This is a genomic window from Mumia sp. Pv4-285 (assembly GCF_041320275.1).
GTDB lineage: Bacteria > Actinomycetota > Actinomycetes > Propionibacteriales > Nocardioidaceae > Mumia > Mumia qirimensis.
This window is the reverse complement of the sequence record NZ_CP162023.1, coordinates 4,170,467-4,185,332: the sequence shown is the minus strand read 5'-3', so window position 1 is coordinate 4,185,332 and position 14,866 is coordinate 4,170,467. Positions and strand designations below refer to the sequence as shown.

At 72.1% G+C, this 14,866-nt stretch carries 16 protein-coding genes; 7 read left to right on the top strand and 9 right to left on the bottom strand.

The genetic code is table 11. The features are described 5' to 3' along the window. Positions 1-14: 14 nt before the first annotated feature. Positions 15-1,874 carry an endonuclease/exonuclease/phosphatase family protein gene (locus AB3M34_RS20060; protein WP_370616601.1) on the bottom strand — a complete coding sequence of 620 codons (1,860 nt, stop codon included), beginning with the start codon at positions 1,872-1,874 and terminating at the stop codon, positions 15-17. 32 nt (positions 1,875-1,906) lie between these two features. Continuing rightward, positions 1,907-2,509 carry a hypothetical protein gene (locus tag AB3M34_RS20055; RefSeq protein ID WP_370616600.1) on the bottom strand — a complete coding sequence of 201 codons (603 nt, stop codon included), beginning with the start codon at positions 2,507-2,509 and terminating at the stop codon, positions 1,907-1,909. A gap of 56 nt (positions 2,510-2,565) precedes the next feature. Here AB3M34_RS20055 and AB3M34_RS20050 point away from each other — a divergent pair, with 56 nt between their 5' ends. Both AB3M34_RS20050 and AB3M34_RS20045 read left to right on the top strand, forming a co-directional pair. Then, positions 2,566-2,841 carry a pyridoxamine 5'-phosphate oxidase family protein gene (locus AB3M34_RS20050; RefSeq protein ID WP_370616599.1) on the top strand — a complete coding sequence of 92 codons (276 nt, stop codon included), beginning with the start codon at positions 2,566-2,568 and terminating at the stop codon, positions 2,839-2,841. Between the two features lie 9 nt (positions 2,842-2,850). Further along, positions 2,851-3,165, top strand: a complete 315-nt coding sequence (locus AB3M34_RS20045; protein WP_370616598.1) for a hypothetical protein — start codon at positions 2,851-2,853, stop codon at positions 3,163-3,165. 6 nt (positions 3,166-3,171) lie between these two features. On the opposite strand, the gene AB3M34_RS20040 is transcribed toward AB3M34_RS20045, so the two are convergent. Next, positions 3,172-4,044: an alpha/beta fold hydrolase gene (locus tag AB3M34_RS20040; protein ID WP_370616597.1), complete on the bottom strand. Its 873-nt coding sequence runs from the start codon at positions 4,042-4,044 to the stop codon at positions 3,172-3,174. A gap of 165 nt (positions 4,045-4,209) precedes the next feature. Between AB3M34_RS20040 and AB3M34_RS20035 the strand changes: the two genes are divergently transcribed. The 4 genes from AB3M34_RS20035 to AB3M34_RS20020 are packed head-to-tail and all read left to right on the top strand — an operon-like array spanning position 4,210 to position 8,512. Further along, positions 4,210-4,959, top strand: a complete 750-nt coding sequence (locus AB3M34_RS20035) for a hypothetical protein (RefSeq protein WP_370616596.1) — start codon at positions 4,210-4,212, stop codon at positions 4,957-4,959. Positions 4,960-4,962: 3 nt separating this feature from the next. Beyond that, positions 4,963-6,045: an energy-coupling factor transporter transmembrane component T gene (locus AB3M34_RS20030; RefSeq protein WP_370616595.1), complete on the top strand. Its 1,083-nt coding sequence runs from the start codon at positions 4,963-4,965 to the stop codon at positions 6,043-6,045. Next, a complete protein-coding gene (locus tag AB3M34_RS20025; protein WP_370616594.1) occupies positions 6,042-7,706 on the top strand; it encodes an ABC transporter ATP-binding protein in 1,665 nt (554 codons plus the stop codon). Before AB3M34_RS20030 ends, AB3M34_RS20025 begins: the two co-directional genes overlap by 4 nt. Next, entirely contained in the window at positions 7,703-8,512 is an 810-nt protein-coding gene (locus tag AB3M34_RS20020) for an ECF transporter S component (RefSeq protein WP_370616593.1), read from the top strand. Before AB3M34_RS20025 ends, AB3M34_RS20020 begins: the two co-directional genes overlap by 4 nt. Here the strand turns inward: AB3M34_RS20020 and AB3M34_RS20015 are convergent. Beyond that, positions 8,509-8,865: a MerR family transcriptional regulator gene (locus AB3M34_RS20015; RefSeq protein WP_370616592.1), complete on the bottom strand. Its 357-nt coding sequence runs from the start codon at positions 8,863-8,865 to the stop codon at positions 8,509-8,511. The genes AB3M34_RS20020 and AB3M34_RS20015 overlap by 4 nt on opposite strands. Positions 8,866-8,915: 50 nt before the next feature. On the opposite strand from AB3M34_RS20015, the gene AB3M34_RS20010 reads away from it, so the two are divergent. Beyond that, positions 8,916-9,893, top strand: coding sequence for an NAD(P)-dependent oxidoreductase (locus AB3M34_RS20010; protein ID WP_370616591.1), 978 nt, complete (start codon positions 8,916-8,918; stop codon positions 9,891-9,893). On the opposite strand, the gene AB3M34_RS20005 is transcribed toward AB3M34_RS20010, so the two are convergent. From AB3M34_RS20005 to AB3M34_RS19985, 5 genes are read right to left on the bottom strand one after another with little or no spacing between them, the layout of a single operon-like run. Further along, positions 9,808-10,545: a FadR/GntR family transcriptional regulator gene (locus AB3M34_RS20005; RefSeq protein ID WP_370616589.1), complete on the bottom strand. Its 738-nt coding sequence runs from the start codon at positions 10,543-10,545 to the stop codon at positions 9,808-9,810. The two genes, AB3M34_RS20010 and AB3M34_RS20005, sit on opposite strands and share 86 nt — an antisense overlap. A gap of 24 nt (positions 10,546-10,569) precedes the next feature. Beyond that, positions 10,570-11,337 (bottom strand): 3-oxoacyl-ACP reductase, encoded by a 768-nt coding sequence (locus AB3M34_RS20000; protein ID WP_370620082.1) that lies wholly within the window; start codon positions 11,335-11,337, stop codon positions 10,570-10,572. 11 nt (positions 11,338-11,348) lie between these two features. After that, positions 11,349-12,773 (bottom strand): aldehyde dehydrogenase family protein, encoded by a 1,425-nt coding sequence (locus tag AB3M34_RS19995; RefSeq protein ID WP_370616587.1) that lies wholly within the window; start codon positions 12,771-12,773, stop codon positions 11,349-11,351. Beyond that, complete coding sequence (locus AB3M34_RS19990) at positions 12,770-13,501, bottom strand: gamma-glutamyl-gamma-aminobutyrate hydrolase family protein (protein ID WP_370616586.1); 732 nt, start codon at positions 13,499-13,501, stop codon at positions 12,770-12,772. The genes AB3M34_RS19995 and AB3M34_RS19990 overlap by 4 nt, the downstream gene beginning before the upstream one ends. Next, complete coding sequence (locus tag AB3M34_RS19985; protein ID WP_370616584.1) at positions 13,488-14,852, bottom strand: glutamine synthetase family protein; 1,365 nt, start codon at positions 14,850-14,852, stop codon at positions 13,488-13,490. Before AB3M34_RS19985 ends, AB3M34_RS19990 begins: the two co-directional genes overlap by 14 nt. Between the last annotated feature and the right edge of the window lie 14 nt (positions 14,853-14,866).

Below are 14,866 nucleotides of genomic sequence, written 5' to 3'. Positions count from 1 at the left end.
ACGTGGGCGCGCCGTCAGCGCGGCGGCCTGATGGTCACGAGGACGGGCAGGTGGTCCGAGGCCTGGCTGGTGCCGACCACGGGGTACGACGGGGCGAGGTCGGGCGTCACCAACAGGTGGTCGATCTGCCGGGCGGGGGCGTCGGCGGGCGAGGTGGGTCCCTCCCCGTCGAGAGCGTCCACCAGCCCGAGGTCGAGGAGCACCTCGTACGAGGGACTGCCGGGCACCGTGTTGAGATCACCGCCGAGCACGAGCGGGATGTTGTCGTCGAGGCGCGCACGAACGGCGGCGGCCAGGTCGTCGGTCTGCTCGCGCACACCCTCGTCGCTGTCGTTCGGCTGCAGGTGGGTCGACACGAACCACGTGGGGACGCCCTCCACGGGGATCCGAGCCGCCAACGCCTGCGCCCCCGTCACGGCGCCGTGGGACGGGAGGGGAGTGCCGACGGTCTCCTCGACCGGGATCCTCGAGAGGACGGCGTCGCCCCACACCGGGTCGGCGGCCGGTGCGAACACGGCGTCGCGCTCGAGCAGGCGCTCGAGGATCGCGAGGTGGTCCTGACCTCCGTTGAGGTACCAGCCGCGGTCCACCTCGCTGAGCAGCGCCACGTCGGTGCGGAGCAGGACCTCGGCGACGTCGGCGGGGCGGAAAGTGCCGTCCATGCCGTAACCCATCCGCACGTTGTACGCCACGACCTGGGTCGACTCCTGCACGTCGGAGATCTCGGTGACGAGCGGGCGAACCGTCAGGGTGGGGCCGGCCCAGGCCGCGGCGATCGCGAGCGCGCCCGCGACGGCAGTGGCGCGCAGCCCGACGGCGGCGACCGGGCCGTCGTCGGACCGTGATCCCACACCTGCTGCCGCGACCACGGCGACCACGGCGCCGGCGCCGACGGCCACGACGTCGGCGCGGTAGCCCAGGTCGTACCCGGCGTAGTAGACGAAAAGCAGCGCGACCCACACGAGCCCGCCCAGCGCCACGGCGACCGGCGACGCGCCCGTGCCACGGGCCGAGGCGGCCCAGACGGTCGCGAGTGCCGGCGGGCCGACGGCGTACGCGACGACGGCCCAGGGCGGGGTCACGGCGGGGATGCCGTCCAGCTCGACGGTGACGACGAGGGCGAGCGCGACCGACCCGACCAGGGCCGCAGCCCCGAGCCAGGCGACCACGGGCCGAGGGCGCGTGCCGGCGAGCGCCACCGCGACGACCGACGCCGCAGCGATCGCGACCAGGCCGAGGGTGCCGGCGACCGCGCTGGCGCGACTCGCGTTGCCGACCACGACGCCGGCGACCAGGAGACCGGGCATCAGCAGCCACGCGAACCGGCGACCCGGAGCAGGGACTGTCTCACGGCCCCTCGACTTGGAGGTCGCGGCGACGAGGACGGCGACCTGGACGACGAGCAGCGCCCACCCCCAGAAGTCGTGCCGCCAGACCGCGCCCCACGTGCCGAGCGCCGCGTGCGTCGTCACCGAGACCGCCACCCCGGTCACCGTGCCGACAGCGGCCACGTCGCCGTACCGGACGACGGCGAGCGCGAGCCACACGATCGAGGCGGCGACGCCGACGGACGCGAGGACCAGCTGAGGGCGGCCGCCGTCGCTCAGCTGCAGGCCGACCCGACACACGACCATCACGCCGACCGCGAGGCCGAGCGTCGTGCCGGGAGCACGTCGGGCTGTCAGCGCGACGACGACCACCGCGACCGCCACGCACCCCAGCGCGTACGCGCCCATCAGCTCGGGCGGGGTCGAGGCGGCCTGGCCGAAGATCGTGATCAGCGACGGGGCCCAGACGCGGACGACGTCCACGAGGACCCACACGCCGGCGGCGAGGGCGAGCAGAGCGGTCGTGCGCGTGCGGGGCAGCGGCATGGACGAGTTCTATCGGAGCCCGAGGTGCCGCGCTAGTGCCGCGGGGGATCCCAGGGAGCCGGTGGCGGAGGCTGCTGGGACTGCTGCCACTGCCACTGCTGCCACTGCCACTGGCGCTGCTGCTGCTCGACTTCGGCGGCGCGTCGTCGCCGGGCGTCACGGCCGCTGACGAGGAGCTCGACGAGCAGCCAGACCCAGGCGGCACCCGCGACGACGGCAGCGACGAGGGCGATCACCGTCGACACGTCCTGCACGGAGTCCGACGGGCCGACGAGGAGCGTCAGCACCGAGTGGGAGCTGTCCTCGGCGTCGCCGACGTCGACCACGCAGAAGCCGAACACGAACAGAGCGACCCACAGCACCACGTGCGCCCAGGCCTGCCGCGGCGTGATCCGGCCGACCGACGGAGGGCGACGCTGCGAGAAGGCGATCGCGGTGGTGAGGGCCAGCGCCCCGAAGAGGACCGGGACGACCGTCATCGCGAACAGGAGGATGAGCCAGCCTCCAGCGCCGAGGAACGCCCGTCCTATCCACACCCATCCCAGCAGGAACAGCCCGGCAGGGACGATGACGGCGTAGACGGTGTTCTCGAACGCGAACGACCGTTGCGGTGCCGTGGTCGGCGGGGGATGCATGACGCCATTCTCCCGGTCGTCCGGGTCACCGGAGCTCCTGGTCGTACGGTGGGCCGGTGAACGCCTTCGGACATGACATCGCACCGGACGTCGATGCGACCGATCCCTTCGAGCTCCTCACGCACTGGCTCGACCGCCCGACCGGAAGCGCTCCGCTGCTGATGACCCTGGCGACCGTCGGCGACGACGGCGCTCCCGCAGCGCGCACCGTGATGCTCAACGGGTTCGACGGACGTCGGCTCTCGTTCCACTCCGACGCTCGCTCGGAGAAGGTCGACCAGCTCGCGACCGACCCTCGCGCGGCGATCGTGCTGGCGTGGCCGGAGGACTAACGGCAGCTCGTGGCCGTCGGCGACGTCGTGCGCGCGAGCACCGAGGAGGAGGCGGAGCTGTACGCGGCGTGCTCACGCGACCTCCAGCTGCTGGCCTGGCTCAATGATCCCGAGGTCGCACGCCTGCCCCGGCCGGAGCGGGTCGCGCGGTGGCGCGCGTTCGATGCGGCGCACCCCGACCTGGCTCCGCCGACGACGTGGCTGTGCTTCCACCTCGTCCCTCGGCAGCTGACCTTCTGGCGCGGCGACGACGAGGCACCGAGCACGCGGGACGAGTACGCGCGCGCCGCCGAGGGATGGTCGTTCCGCCGCCTGCCCGGGTGACGTTCTCTAGCCGGTGGGGTCGCCGAAGAACGCGGCGAGCGCGTCGGTGAGCTCGTCCGGCCCTTCCTCGGCCATGTGATGGTCGCCGGGGATGACGGCCGGTCCCCGGACGTCGTCCGCCCATGCCTCCCAGACCGCCACCGGGTCCCCGCCCATGTCGTCGAGGTTCTCGCCGGCGGACCAGGCGACGAGCAGCGGACGCTCGATCCGTCGGCCGGCCGCCCGGTCCGCCTCCTCGTCGGCGAGGTCGACAGTCAGGCCCGCGCGGTAGTCCTCGAGCATCGCCCGGACGACGTCCGGGTCGCGGGTCGCGGCCCGGAACTCGGCGTGGTTCTCCTCGCCCAGCCTGTCGGGCGTTCCCGCGTACCAGGCGTCCGGATCGGCGTTGATCACCCGTTCGGGGGTGTCCGGCTGCGCGAAGAAGAACCAGTGGAACCACCGTGTCGCGAAACCGGGCGTGATCCGCCGAAGGTGCTCGCTGATCGGGATGCAGTCGAGCAGCGCCAGCCTGTCGACGTTCTCCGGATGATCCATCGCGATCCGGAACGCCACATAGCTGCCCCGGTCGTGACCGGCCAGGTGGAACCGCTCGATCCCGAGCCGCCGCAGCGCCTCGCGCACGTCGCCGGCCATCGCACGCTTGGAGTGTGCGGCATGGTCAGGACTCGGTGCGGGCCCCCGGGATCGCCCGTACCCGCGAAGGTCCGGGCAGACCACGGTGAAGCCGCGATCGACCAGCGCCGGCGCCACGCGGTACCAGGTCGAGGACGTCCTCGGATGGCCGTGGAGGAGCACCACCACGGGTCCGGAGCCGCCGTACCGTACGAAGACGTCGCTGTCGTCGAGCCGGATAGTGTCGGTCTGGAAACCGTCGAACACCGCAGCATCGTCTCGCGGATCCCCGGCGGCGGCAGGGAGCGGGGCGCACCTCGGATACCCTGAGGGCGGCACCAGGGGAAGCCGGTCCGAGTCCGGCGCTGACCCGCAACCGTAGGCCTCTTCGGAGGCGAGCCGGAGCACCTGCTGCCACTCCAGGTCCGACCCGTGACCCGGAGCCGCCTCCGTACGCTGCCGAGGACGACGGGCTGGATCCCGTCCGCAGCAGGAAGGACGTGCGCGATGCGTACGCTCGCCGCCGCCGCCGCACTTCTCATCGGTGCCGCACTCCCGATGGCCACCGCGTCGACCGCGTCGGCCCACGCGGAGGGTGAGGCCTGCACCGACACCACGGGCACGACGGTCGTGGTGGACTTCGTCGACCTCGGCGGGCACGTCCAGGTCGGGTGCGCCGAGGACTCCGACGGGATGACCGGCATGCAGGCGCTCGAGGCCGCCGGCTTCGACGTCGAGCCCGTCACCGCGAGCGGCTTGACTGGTCCGTGCCGCATCGACGACCAGCCCGCAGCGGACCAGGCGCTCGAGGTCGACGGCCGCGACTACGTCGAGGAGTGCCAGCAGTTCCCGCCCGGCGCGGCGTACTGGTCGTACTACGTCGCACCGGCCGAGGGCGCTTGGGCGTACGCGGAGGCCGGGGCGGACACCAACAAGGTCGTCCCCGGTGGGTACGAGGGCTGGCGCTTCCAGCTCAACCAGTCGATGGACTCCACGCCGATGCCCGACTTCGACCCCGCGGACCCGCCGACCCTGGAGCCCGCGTCGGCCGACTCCGACGCCAGCGACTCGGAGCCGGACGACGGCACCTCGATCGTGTGGATCGGCATCGCCGTCGCCGTGCTGCTCGCGGTCGCCGTCGCCTTCTCGCTCGTCCGTCGTCGTCGCAGCGAGGACGCCTGACCCGTGCCCGAGCGTCGTGCCCGGCGCGACCTGCACCCCGGAGCGTGGTGGGTGTGGGCGATCGGGCTCGCCGTCGCTGCCAGCCGGACGTACGAGGTCGTCCTGCTCGGCCTGATCATCGGGGTCGCGAGCCTGGTCGTGGTCGCTCGTCGTCCGGTGGCTCCGTGGGCGATGTCGTTCCGGCTCTACCTGTGGCTCGGTGCTCTCGTGATCGTGATCCGGGTGCTGTTCGGCGTGCTCCTCGGGGGGTCGTCGACCGGCACCGTGATCCTCGACCTGCCCGAGATCCCGCTGCCGTCGTGGGCCGACGGCATCCGGATCCTCGGACCGGTCACGTGGGAGACGCTGCAGCGCTCGTTCGCGGTCGGCCTGCAGCTGGCGGCGCTGATCATCTGCGTCGGAGCCGCGAACTCCCTCGCCAACCCGCGCCGGCTGCTCAAGTCGTTGCCGCCGGCCCTGTACGAGGTGGGCGCGGCCGTGGTCGTCGCGCTCACGCTGTTCCCTCAGCTGGCCGAGAGCATCGGCCGTGTCCGCCGGGCCAGGCGGCTCCGCGGTGACTCCGGACGCAACATCCGGGCGCTGCGGTCGATCGTGATCCCGGTGATGGAGGATGCGCTCGACCGCTCGATGCAGCTGGCCGCGTCGATGGACGCCCGCGGCTACGGGCGCCGCGGCGGTGTGGACCGGCGGACCCGCGCCGCGACCGGTGCGCTGCTGCTCGTCGGGCTCCTCGGGGTATGCGTCGGTGTGTACGCGACCGCCGACCTGACCGCGCCGCGTCTCCTGGCGGCCCCGATGCTCGTCGCCGGCTTCTCGGTCGCCGGCGTCGGGTTCTGGCTCTCGGGGCGCAAGGTCGGACACACCCGCTACCGACCCGACCCGTGGCTGGGGTGGGAGTGGTTCACCGCGCTCTGCGGTGTCGTCGTCGCCGCAGGGTTCTCCGTCTCGTACGTGCTCGACCCGGTGACGCTCGTCGTGCTGGTCGTGGCTGCGCTGCCGGCGCTGCTCACGCCCGAGCCTGTGTCGCCGTACGCCGCGCTGCGCACGCCCGCCCCCACCCGTACGGGGCAGGAGGTGGCCGCGTGATCGCGATCGAGGGCGTGACGTTCACCTACGACGGGGTGGCGGAGCCGGTGCTGCGCGACGTCGACCTGCACGTCGAGGAGGGTGAGCTCGTCGTCGTCACCGGCCCGACCGGCGCCGGCAAGTCGAGCCTGCTCGGCCTCGTGAACGGCCTCGTCCCGCACTTCACCGGCGGCCACCTCGACGGCACGGTGACGGTCGCCGGGCTGCGGACGCAGGACCACCCGCCGCGCGAGCTGGCGGCCACGGTCGGCTGGGTGGGCCAGGACCCGCTCGCCGGGTTCGTGACGGACACGGTCGAGGAGGAGCTCGCGTACGGGATGGAGCAGCTGGGCGTCGACCCGCAGGCGATGCGGCGACGGGTCGAGGAGACGCTCGACCTGCTCGGCATCGCCGACCTGCGGGCGCGGTCGTTGCGCTCGCTGTCGGGCGGGCAGCAGCAGCGGGTCGCGATCGGCTCGGTGCTCACGATGAACCCGCCGGTCCTCGTGCTCGACGAGCCGACGTCCGCGCTCGACCCGACGTCGGCGGAGGACGTGCTCGCGACGCTGGCGCGGCTCGTCCACGACCTCGGGACCACGGTCGTCCTCGCGGAGCACCGGCTGGAGCGCGTGGTGCCGTTCGCGGACGTGCTCGTCTACGTCGGGACGGACGGCACCGTCGCTGCCGGAGGGCCGGCGAGCATGCTGGCGACGAGCCCGGTCGCCCCGCCGATCGTGAGCCTCGGCCGGCTCGCCGGGTGGGAGCCGCTGCCGCTGACCGTCCGCGAGGCCCGCCGCGCGTCGAAGACCTTGCGCAAGTCCCTGGAGCCGTCCCGTCCGCGATTTGGGACCTTGGAGAAGGAATCCGGGTCACAGAACCTTGTCGAAGGTCCCAAATCGGGGACGGGGCAGGACGTGCTGCTGACCGCGCGCGACGTCGAGGTGCGGTACGGCCCCCTGTACGCCGTGCGTGGGGTCGACCTCGATCTCCGCGCCGGCACCGTCACGGCGTTGATGGGGCGGAACGGTTCCGGCAAGTCGACGCTGATGTGGGCCCTGCAGGGATCCGGTCCGCGGCACGGCGGCGACGTCCGGGTCGGCGGTGACGATCCGGGAGACCTTTCCCGCAAGGAGGCCCGCGCGAGGATCGGGCTCGTACCCCAGACCGCCAGCGACCTGCTCTACCTCGAGACCGTCGCGGTCGAGTGCGCCGCCGCCGACGCGGAGGCCGGCGCCGAGCCCGGCACGTGCCGCGCGCTCCTCGCCCGTCTCGCCGGCACCATCGATCCGGTCATGAACCCGCGAGACCTGTCCGAGGGGCAGAAGCTCGCCCTCGTCCTCGCGGTCCAGCTGACCGCCGCGCCGAAGGTCGTCCTGCTCGACGAACCGACGCGCGGTCTCGACTACACCGCCAAGTCCGAGCTCGCCGCGATGCTGCACGACCTCGCCCGCCACGGGAGCGCCGTCCTCGTCGCGACCCACGACGTCGAGTTCGTGGCGGAGGTCGCCGACTGCGCCGTCGTGATGGCGCAGGGCGAGGTCATCGCCGCCGGCGACGTGCACCACGTCCTGGCCGCCTCACCCGCCTTCGCCCCGCAGGTCGCCAAGGTGCTCGGCCCGGAGTGGCTCACGGTCCGCGACGTACGCCTCGCGCTGGAGCGCGCCGAGGAGGGGGAGGCGTGAGCACCCCTCGTACGGCGATCGCGCTGCGGCCACGCTCGGCGGCGGTGCTGGTGGTCGCGTCCGTCGCCGGACTGGCGATGTTCGGGTGGCCCCTGCTGTTCGAGCCGGCGTCCGGACAGCAGGACGCGCAGGCACCGATCTACTTCGTCCTGCTCCTCCCGCTCCTGCTCCTCGTCGTCCTCGCCGAGCTGTCGGAGGGCGGGATGGATGCGAAGGCGCTCGCGATGCTCGGCGTGCTGTCGGCGATCCAGTGCGGGCTGCGTGCCCTCAGTGCGGGTACGGCCGGGCTCGACCTCGTCTTCTTCCTGCTGATCCTGGGTGGGCGGGTCTTCGGTGCAGGCTTCGGCTTCCTGCTCGGGTGCACGTCGTTGTTCGCGTCGGCACTCCTGACCGCCGGCGTCGGGCCGTGGCTCCCGTTCCAGATGATGTGCGCTGCGTGGCTCGGACTGGGCGCTGGTCTGCTCCCGAAGCGGGTCACCGGGAAGAAGGAGATCGCGATGCTCGCGGCGTACGGGGTCTTCGCGGCCTACTTCTACGGTGCTCTGCTCAACCTCTGGTTCTGGCCGTTCCTCGCGGGCATCGACCCGAGCGGCGACCAGGGTCTCGCGTTCGTGCCGGGCGCGTCGCTGGCAGAGAACCTGCAACGGTTCTTCTGGTTCATCCTCCTGACCTCGCTCGGGTGGGACACCGGGCGCGCGATCACCAACGCCGTCGCGATCATCGTGCTCGGGCCGGCGGTGCTCCTCACGCTGCGGCGGGCAGCGCGCAAGGCGTCGTTCGGTCGGGCGGCCACGTTCGGCGTCTAACCTGTCCGCTCGGCCGTCTCGATGTAGTCGAGCAGGGCCTCGCGGGACCGGCCGAGCCGTGTGATCTCGCCGTCCAGCCGCTCGAGCCGCGACCGCATGGCACTGAGCAGCTCGGGACAACCGACCAGCTCGGGCGCCTCCCCGGTCGCGCAGGGCAACAGGTACGCGATGTCGTCGGACGAGAGGCCGGCACCGAGCAGATGACGGATCTGCCTCACCCGTAGCACCGCGTTCGCCCCGAACTCGCGATAGCCGTTCACGCCACGATCGGCTTCGAGCAGGCCCTGTGCCTCGTAGTACCGCAGCTGGTGGGTGTTGACCCCCGTCCGACGGCTGAGCTCTCCGATCAGCACTCCACACCTCGCTTGACCTTCACACCGGTATGAACGTTGACGATGTTGCCATGGAAGACACGAGCAGAGCACCAGTGACAGTCATCGGACTCGGGCTGATGGGCCAGGCGCTCGCGGAGGCGTTCCTGGCTGCGGGCCATCCGACGACCGTGTGGAACCGCACCGCCTCGAAGGTCGACCGCCTGGTGGCCAAGGGCGCACGACGAGCACCCTCGGAGGGGCACGCTCTCAGGGCAAGCCCACTGACGATCGTCTGCGTGACGGACTACCGGGCCGTCCGCAGCATCCTCGGAGCCGGTGAACGCGCGCTGGACGGAGCGACGCTCGTCAATGTCACGTCCGGCAGCTCGGACCAGGCGCGGGAGACCGCGCACTGGGCACAGCAGCGCGGCGCGCGCTACCTCGACGGCGCCATCATGGCGGTACCGCCGGCCATCGGCACGCCCGAGGCGGTGATCCTCCAGGCCGGGCGGGCCGAGGACCTCCAGGCCCACGAACCGACGTTGCGGGCGCTCGGCACCATCACCCACCTCGGCACGGACCACGGTCTCGCGGCGCTGTACGACGCCGCCGGCCTGGCGATGATGTGGAGCGTGCTCAACGCGTGGCTGCAGGGGACGGCTCTGCTCCGGACGGTGGGTGTCGACGCCGCGACGTACGCGCCCTTCGCGCAGCAGGTCGCGGCCGAGGTGGCCGGGTGGCTACCGGGCTATGCCGAGCAGGTCGACGCCGACCGCTTCCCAGCCGAGGTGTCGGCACTCGAGACCGACGTCCGGGCGATGGAGCACCTGATCGAGGAGAGCGAGGCCGCCGGCGTCAGCACCCAGCTGCCCAGGATGATCAAGGCGATGGCCGACCGAGCGATCGCCGCGGGGCACGGCGGCGAGCAGTATCCCGTGATGATCGAGGAGTTCAGCACACCCTCGTCGACCGGCGGCGGCCTCAGCTCAAGAACCCACGCAGCAGCGCCGCCGACCCCGCGAGATGCTCCTCCATCGCCGCCGCAGCGCGATCGGGATCGCCGGTGAGGACGGCGACGACGAGCGTCTCGTGCTGCTCGTCGGAGTGGCCGATGTTGCGCGGCAGCAGCGGGATGTCGTCCAGGAAGACGTTGAGCTTCATCCGGACGTCGGCCACCAGCGGCAGCAGCGACGGCGAACCGGCCATCTCGGCGAGCGTGAGGTGGAGCCGCGAGTCGAGCCTGCGGTAGTCGACCGGCTCGGCGGTGGTGAGCTCCTGGAGCCGCGTCCAGAGGGTGTCGCGCTCGCCGGCGGTGAGGGACCGCGCTGCCGCCATCCGGACCGCGCCGACCTCGAGGATCTCGCGGAGCCGGAGCACGTCGTCGAGGTCGAAGTCGGGTGCGCGTGCCGGACCGTGGTGCACCGGCGCGGGCAGGTCGTCGACCACGAACGTGCCGCCGTACCGCCCCCGTCGTGTCTCCACGTAGCCGGCGTCGTTCAGCGTCCGGATCGCCTCCCGCACCGTGTCGCGGCTGACCCCGAGCCGCAGCGCGAGGTCGCGCTCCGACGGCAGCGACTCGCCGGGGGCGATCACGCCGAGGCGCACCGTCTGCAGCAGACGGGAGACGGTGTCCTCGAAGGCGTTGCCGGTCCGGACGGGGCGCAGGAGCGCGTCCTCCACCCTGCCGTCCTCGATCCCGTCGGATGGTGCGGTGCTCATCGCGGTGACCCTACCTCCCGCCGTCTACAGCGGCGTGACGTACGCCGAGCTGATGCCGCCGTCGACCAGGAACGACGAGCCGGTGATGAACGACGCGTCGTCGCTGGCGAGGAAGGCGACGGCGGCGGCCATCTCCTCCGGCTCGCCGAACCGGCCGACCGGCACGTGGACCAGGCGCCTCGCGGCACGCTCGGGGTCCTTCGCGAACAGCTCTTGGAGCAGGGGGGTGTTCACCGGCCCCGGGCACAGAGCGTTGACGCGGATGCCCTGGCGGGCGTACTGGACGCCGAGCTCGCGCGACATGGCGAGCACCCCGCCCTTGGACGCCGTGTAGGAGATCTGCGACGTCGCCGACCCCATGACGGCCACGAACGACGCCGTGTTGATGATCGAGCCGCGCCCCGCGGGCACCATGTGGCGCAGTGCGGCGCGGCAGGAGAAGTAGACCGACGTGAGGTTGACGTCCTGCACGCGCTGCCACGCCTCGATGCCGGTCACCTCGATCAGGTCGTCCTCCGGCGGCGAGATGCCGGCGTTGTTGAAGGCGACGTCGACCGACCCGTACGCCTCCGCAGCGGCGTCGAACAGCGCATCGACCTGCGCCTCGACGGCGACGTCGACGGGCACGAACAGCCCACCGACGGACTCGGCGGCTCCCTTGCCGGACTCCTGGTCGACGTCGCCGACGACGATCGACGCGCCCTCGGCCGCCATCCGGCGTGCGGCGGCGAGGCCGATGCCGCTGGCCCCTCCGGTGACGACGGCGACGCGACCGGCGAGCCGCTGGGTCAGGTCGACGGGCTTCATGCGGACTCCTCCTGGGCTGCGTCTTCGACGGCCACGCTCTGCTGGTCGCTTCTTGGCCCGTCTTCGACGGCCACGAAGACGTTCTTGGTCTCGGTGAAGGCGAGCGGCGCGTCGGGCCCGAGCTCACGGCCGATACCGGACTGCTTGAACCCGCCGAACGGTGTCGCGTACCGCACCGACGAGTGCGAGTTCACGGACAGGTTCCCGGCCTCGACCGCGCGCGCGACGCGGAAGGCACGCGAGACGTCGCGGGTCCAGATCGACCCCGACAACCCGTACGCCGTGTCGTTCGCGAGCGCGATCGCGTCGGCCTCGTCACTGAACCGGAGCACCGTGACGACCGGTCCGAAGATCTCCTCGACGACCGTGCGGTCGGTGCGCGAGGACGGAGTCAGGACCGTCGGGGCGAACCAGTTGCCGGGACCGGAGGGTGCCGAGCCGCGGAAGGCGACGGGAGCGTCGTCGGGCACGTACGAGGCGACCTTCTCCCAGTGCGGGCGCGACACCAGCGGGCCCATCTCCGTCGCCTCGTCCGCCGGGTCACCGACACGGACACCGGCGACCGCGGGCTCGAGCAGCTCCATGAACCGCTCGTAGACCGACTCCTGCACGAGGATGCGGCTGCGGGCGCAGCAGTCCTGGCCGGCGTTCTCGAACACTCCGTACGGAGCAGTGGCCGCGGCGCGTTCGAGGTCGGCGTCGGCGAACACGACGTTGGCGCTCTTGCCGCCGAGCTCGAGGGTCACGTTCGTCACCGTCGGCGCGGCAGCGGCCATCACGCGTGCACCGGTGGCGGTGGATCCGGTGAAGACGACCTTGCCGACCCCGGGATGCGTGACGAGGCGCTCGCCGAGGACGGACCCGCGACCCGGCAGGACCTGCAGGAGGCCGTCCGGGAGCCCCGCCTGGACAGCGATCTCGCCGAGCCGGATCGTCGTCAGCGGGGTCCACTCCGCAGGCTTGACCAGCACGGCGTTGCCGGCGGCGAGCGCGGGGGCGAACCCCCACGACGCGATCGTCATCGGGAAGTTCCACGGGGTGATCACACCGATGACGCCGATCGGCTCCGCGAAGGTCATGTCGATGCCGCCGGCGACCGGGATCTGGCGACCGAAGAGCCGCTCGGGCGCGGCCGCGTAGTAGGTGAGCACGTCGGCGACGTGGCCCGCCTCCCAGCGCGCCTGCCCGATCGGGTGCCCGCTGTTGGCGACCTCCAGACGCGCGAGCTCCTCGACGTGGTCGCGTACGGCGTCGGCGAACGCGCGCAGGGCCTGGCCCCGCTCGACCGGAGCCAGCCGTGCCCACGCCCGCTGCGCCGTACGGGCTCGGGCGACGGCGTCGTCGACGGCATCCGCGTCCAGCAGGTCGAGGGTCATCAGCACCGAGCCGTCGGCGGGGTTGTGGAGGTCCGTCGTGGTCATACCCGCAGCTCCGAGCGGTCGGTCGCCGCTGCGACCAGCGCAGCGAACAGGCGGAGGTCGTCGAGGGTCTCCTCGGGGTGCCACTGCACCGCGACGACGAACGCCGCCGCAGGCAGCTCGACGGCCTCGACCGTGCCGTCGTCGGCCCGTCCGCTGACGACGAGTCCCTCGCCGAGCCGATCGAGGCCCTGGTGGTGGTAGCACTGGCCGTCCACCGCCTCGCCGACGATCGCCGCGGTCCGGGTGCCGGGGACCATGCGGGCGGTGGTCGTCGAGAACACCGCGTCACCGAGCTGGTGGCGGGGATGGCCGACGACGTCGGGGAGGTGCTGGTGCAGGGTCCCGCCGAGCGCGACGTTGAGGACCTGCATGCCGCGGCAGATGCCGAGCACCGGCAGATCCCGGTCGAGCGCTCCGTCGAGCAGCGCCCGCTCCCACCCGTCGCGGTCCGGGCGCGGCTCGTCGGTGCTCGGGTGCGGCTCGTGGCCGTACGAGGCAGGGTCCACGTCGCGTCCGCCGGTGAGGACGAGACCGTCGAGGCCGTCGAGCGCGTACGCCGCACCGCTCGGCGGCTGCGGCGGAAGCAGGACCGCCACGCCGCCGGCGCCGGTGATCCCGTCGATGTAGATGCGCGGCAGGAACGAGGCCGGCACGTCCCACACTCCGGTGGCGGACCGCTCGAGATAGGTCGTCAGGCCGATGACGGGCGGCCGGTCAGAGTCGTTCAAATCCGCGCACCCTCTCCCAGTCGGTCACGGCGGCGTCGAACGCTGTCTGCTCGATGCGTGCGTTGTTGAGGTAGTGGTCGACGACCTCGTCGCCGAAGGCCTCGCGAGCGATCGTCGACTCCTCGAACAGGGTCGCCGCGTCGCGCAGCGTGGACGGGAGGTGCTCGGCGTCGCTCGTGTACGCGTTGCCCTCGAGCGGGGCGTCGAGCTCGAGCTCCGCATCGATGCCGTGCAGACCACCCGCGATCAGTGCGGCAACGGCGAGGTACGGGTTGACGTCACCGCCGGGTGCGCGACACTCCACCCGCATGCCGAGGCCGTGGCCCACCACGCGCAGGGAGCAGGTGCGGTTGTCGACGCCCCAGGCGACGGCGGTCGGGGCGAAGCTGCCCTCGGTGAACCGCTTGTACGAGTTGATGTTGGGGGCGTAGAAGAGGGTCAGCTCGCGCATCGTCGCCAGCTGGCCGGCGACGAAGTGGCGGAACATCGGCGACATCGCGTGCGGCCCGTCGTCGTCGGCGAAGACCGCGCTGCCGTCGTCGCCGCGCAGGGAGAGGTGGACGTGGCACGAGTTGCCCTCGCGCTCGTCGAACTTCGCCATGAAGGTGAGGCTCTTGCCGTGACGGTCGGCGATCTCCTTGGCGCCGTTCTTGTAGATCGTGTGGTTGTCGCAGGTCGCGAGCGCGTGGGCGTACCGGAAGGCGATCTCCTGCTGTCCGAGGTTGCACTCGCCCTTGACGCCCTCGCAGTACATGCCGGCTCCGTCCATGCCCTGACGGATGTCGCGCAGCAGCGGCTCCATGCGGGTCGAGGCGAGCATCGCGTAGTCGACGTTGTAGTCCGTGGCAGGAGTCAGGTCGCGGTAGCCCTTGGCCCAGGCCTCGCGGAAGCCGGTGTCGAACACCATGAACTCGAGCTCGGTCCCCGCGTACGGCACGAGCCCGCGCTCGGCGAGCCGCGCGACCTGCCGCTGGAGGATCGAGCGGGGCGCTGCGGCGACCGCGTCGCCGTGGTGGTCCTCGAGGTCGGCGATCACCAGCGCCGTACCCGGGAGCCAGGGGATGCGCCGCAGGGTCGCGAAGTCGGGGCGCATCACCATGTCGCCGTAGCCGGTCTCCCAGCTCGACATCGTGTACCCGTCGACGGTGTTCATGTCGACGTCGACCGCCAGGAGGTAGTTGCAGCACTCTGCGCCGTGCTCGGCGACGTCCTCGACGAACAGCCGGGCCGAGACCCGTTTGCCGGTCATCCGGCCCTGCATGTCGCAGAACGCCACGATCACCGTGTCGATGTCACCGGTCGCGACGTCGTCCTTCAGCTGGTCCAGGGTCAGGTTGCCCGACGTGCTCATGCCTCAGTGAATCA

Excerpts from the sequence above, each read along its gene's own strand:
- AB3M34_RS20010 (WP_370616591.1), top strand. The coding sequence starts at position 8,916 with ATGGAAGACACGAGCAGAGCACCAGTGACAGTCATCGGACTCGGGCTG.
- AB3M34_RS20055 (WP_370616600.1), bottom strand. The coding sequence starts at position 2,509 with ATGCATCCCCCGCCGACCACGGCACCGCAACGGTCGTTCGCGTTCGAG.
- AB3M34_RS20060 (WP_370616601.1), bottom strand. The coding sequence starts at position 1,874 with ATGCCGCTGCCCCGCACGCGCACGACCGCTCTGCTCGCCCTCGCCGCC.
- AB3M34_RS20005 (WP_370616589.1), bottom strand. The coding sequence starts at position 10,545 with ATGAGCACCGCACCATCCGACGGGATCGAGGACGGCAGGGTGGAGGAC.
- AB3M34_RS19985 (WP_370616584.1), bottom strand. The coding sequence starts at position 14,852 with ATGAGCACGTCGGGCAACCTGACCCTGGACCAGCTGAAGGACGACGTC.
- AB3M34_RS19995 (WP_370616587.1), bottom strand. The coding sequence starts at position 12,773 with ATGACCACGACGGACCTCCACAACCCCGCCGACGGCTCGGTGCTGATG.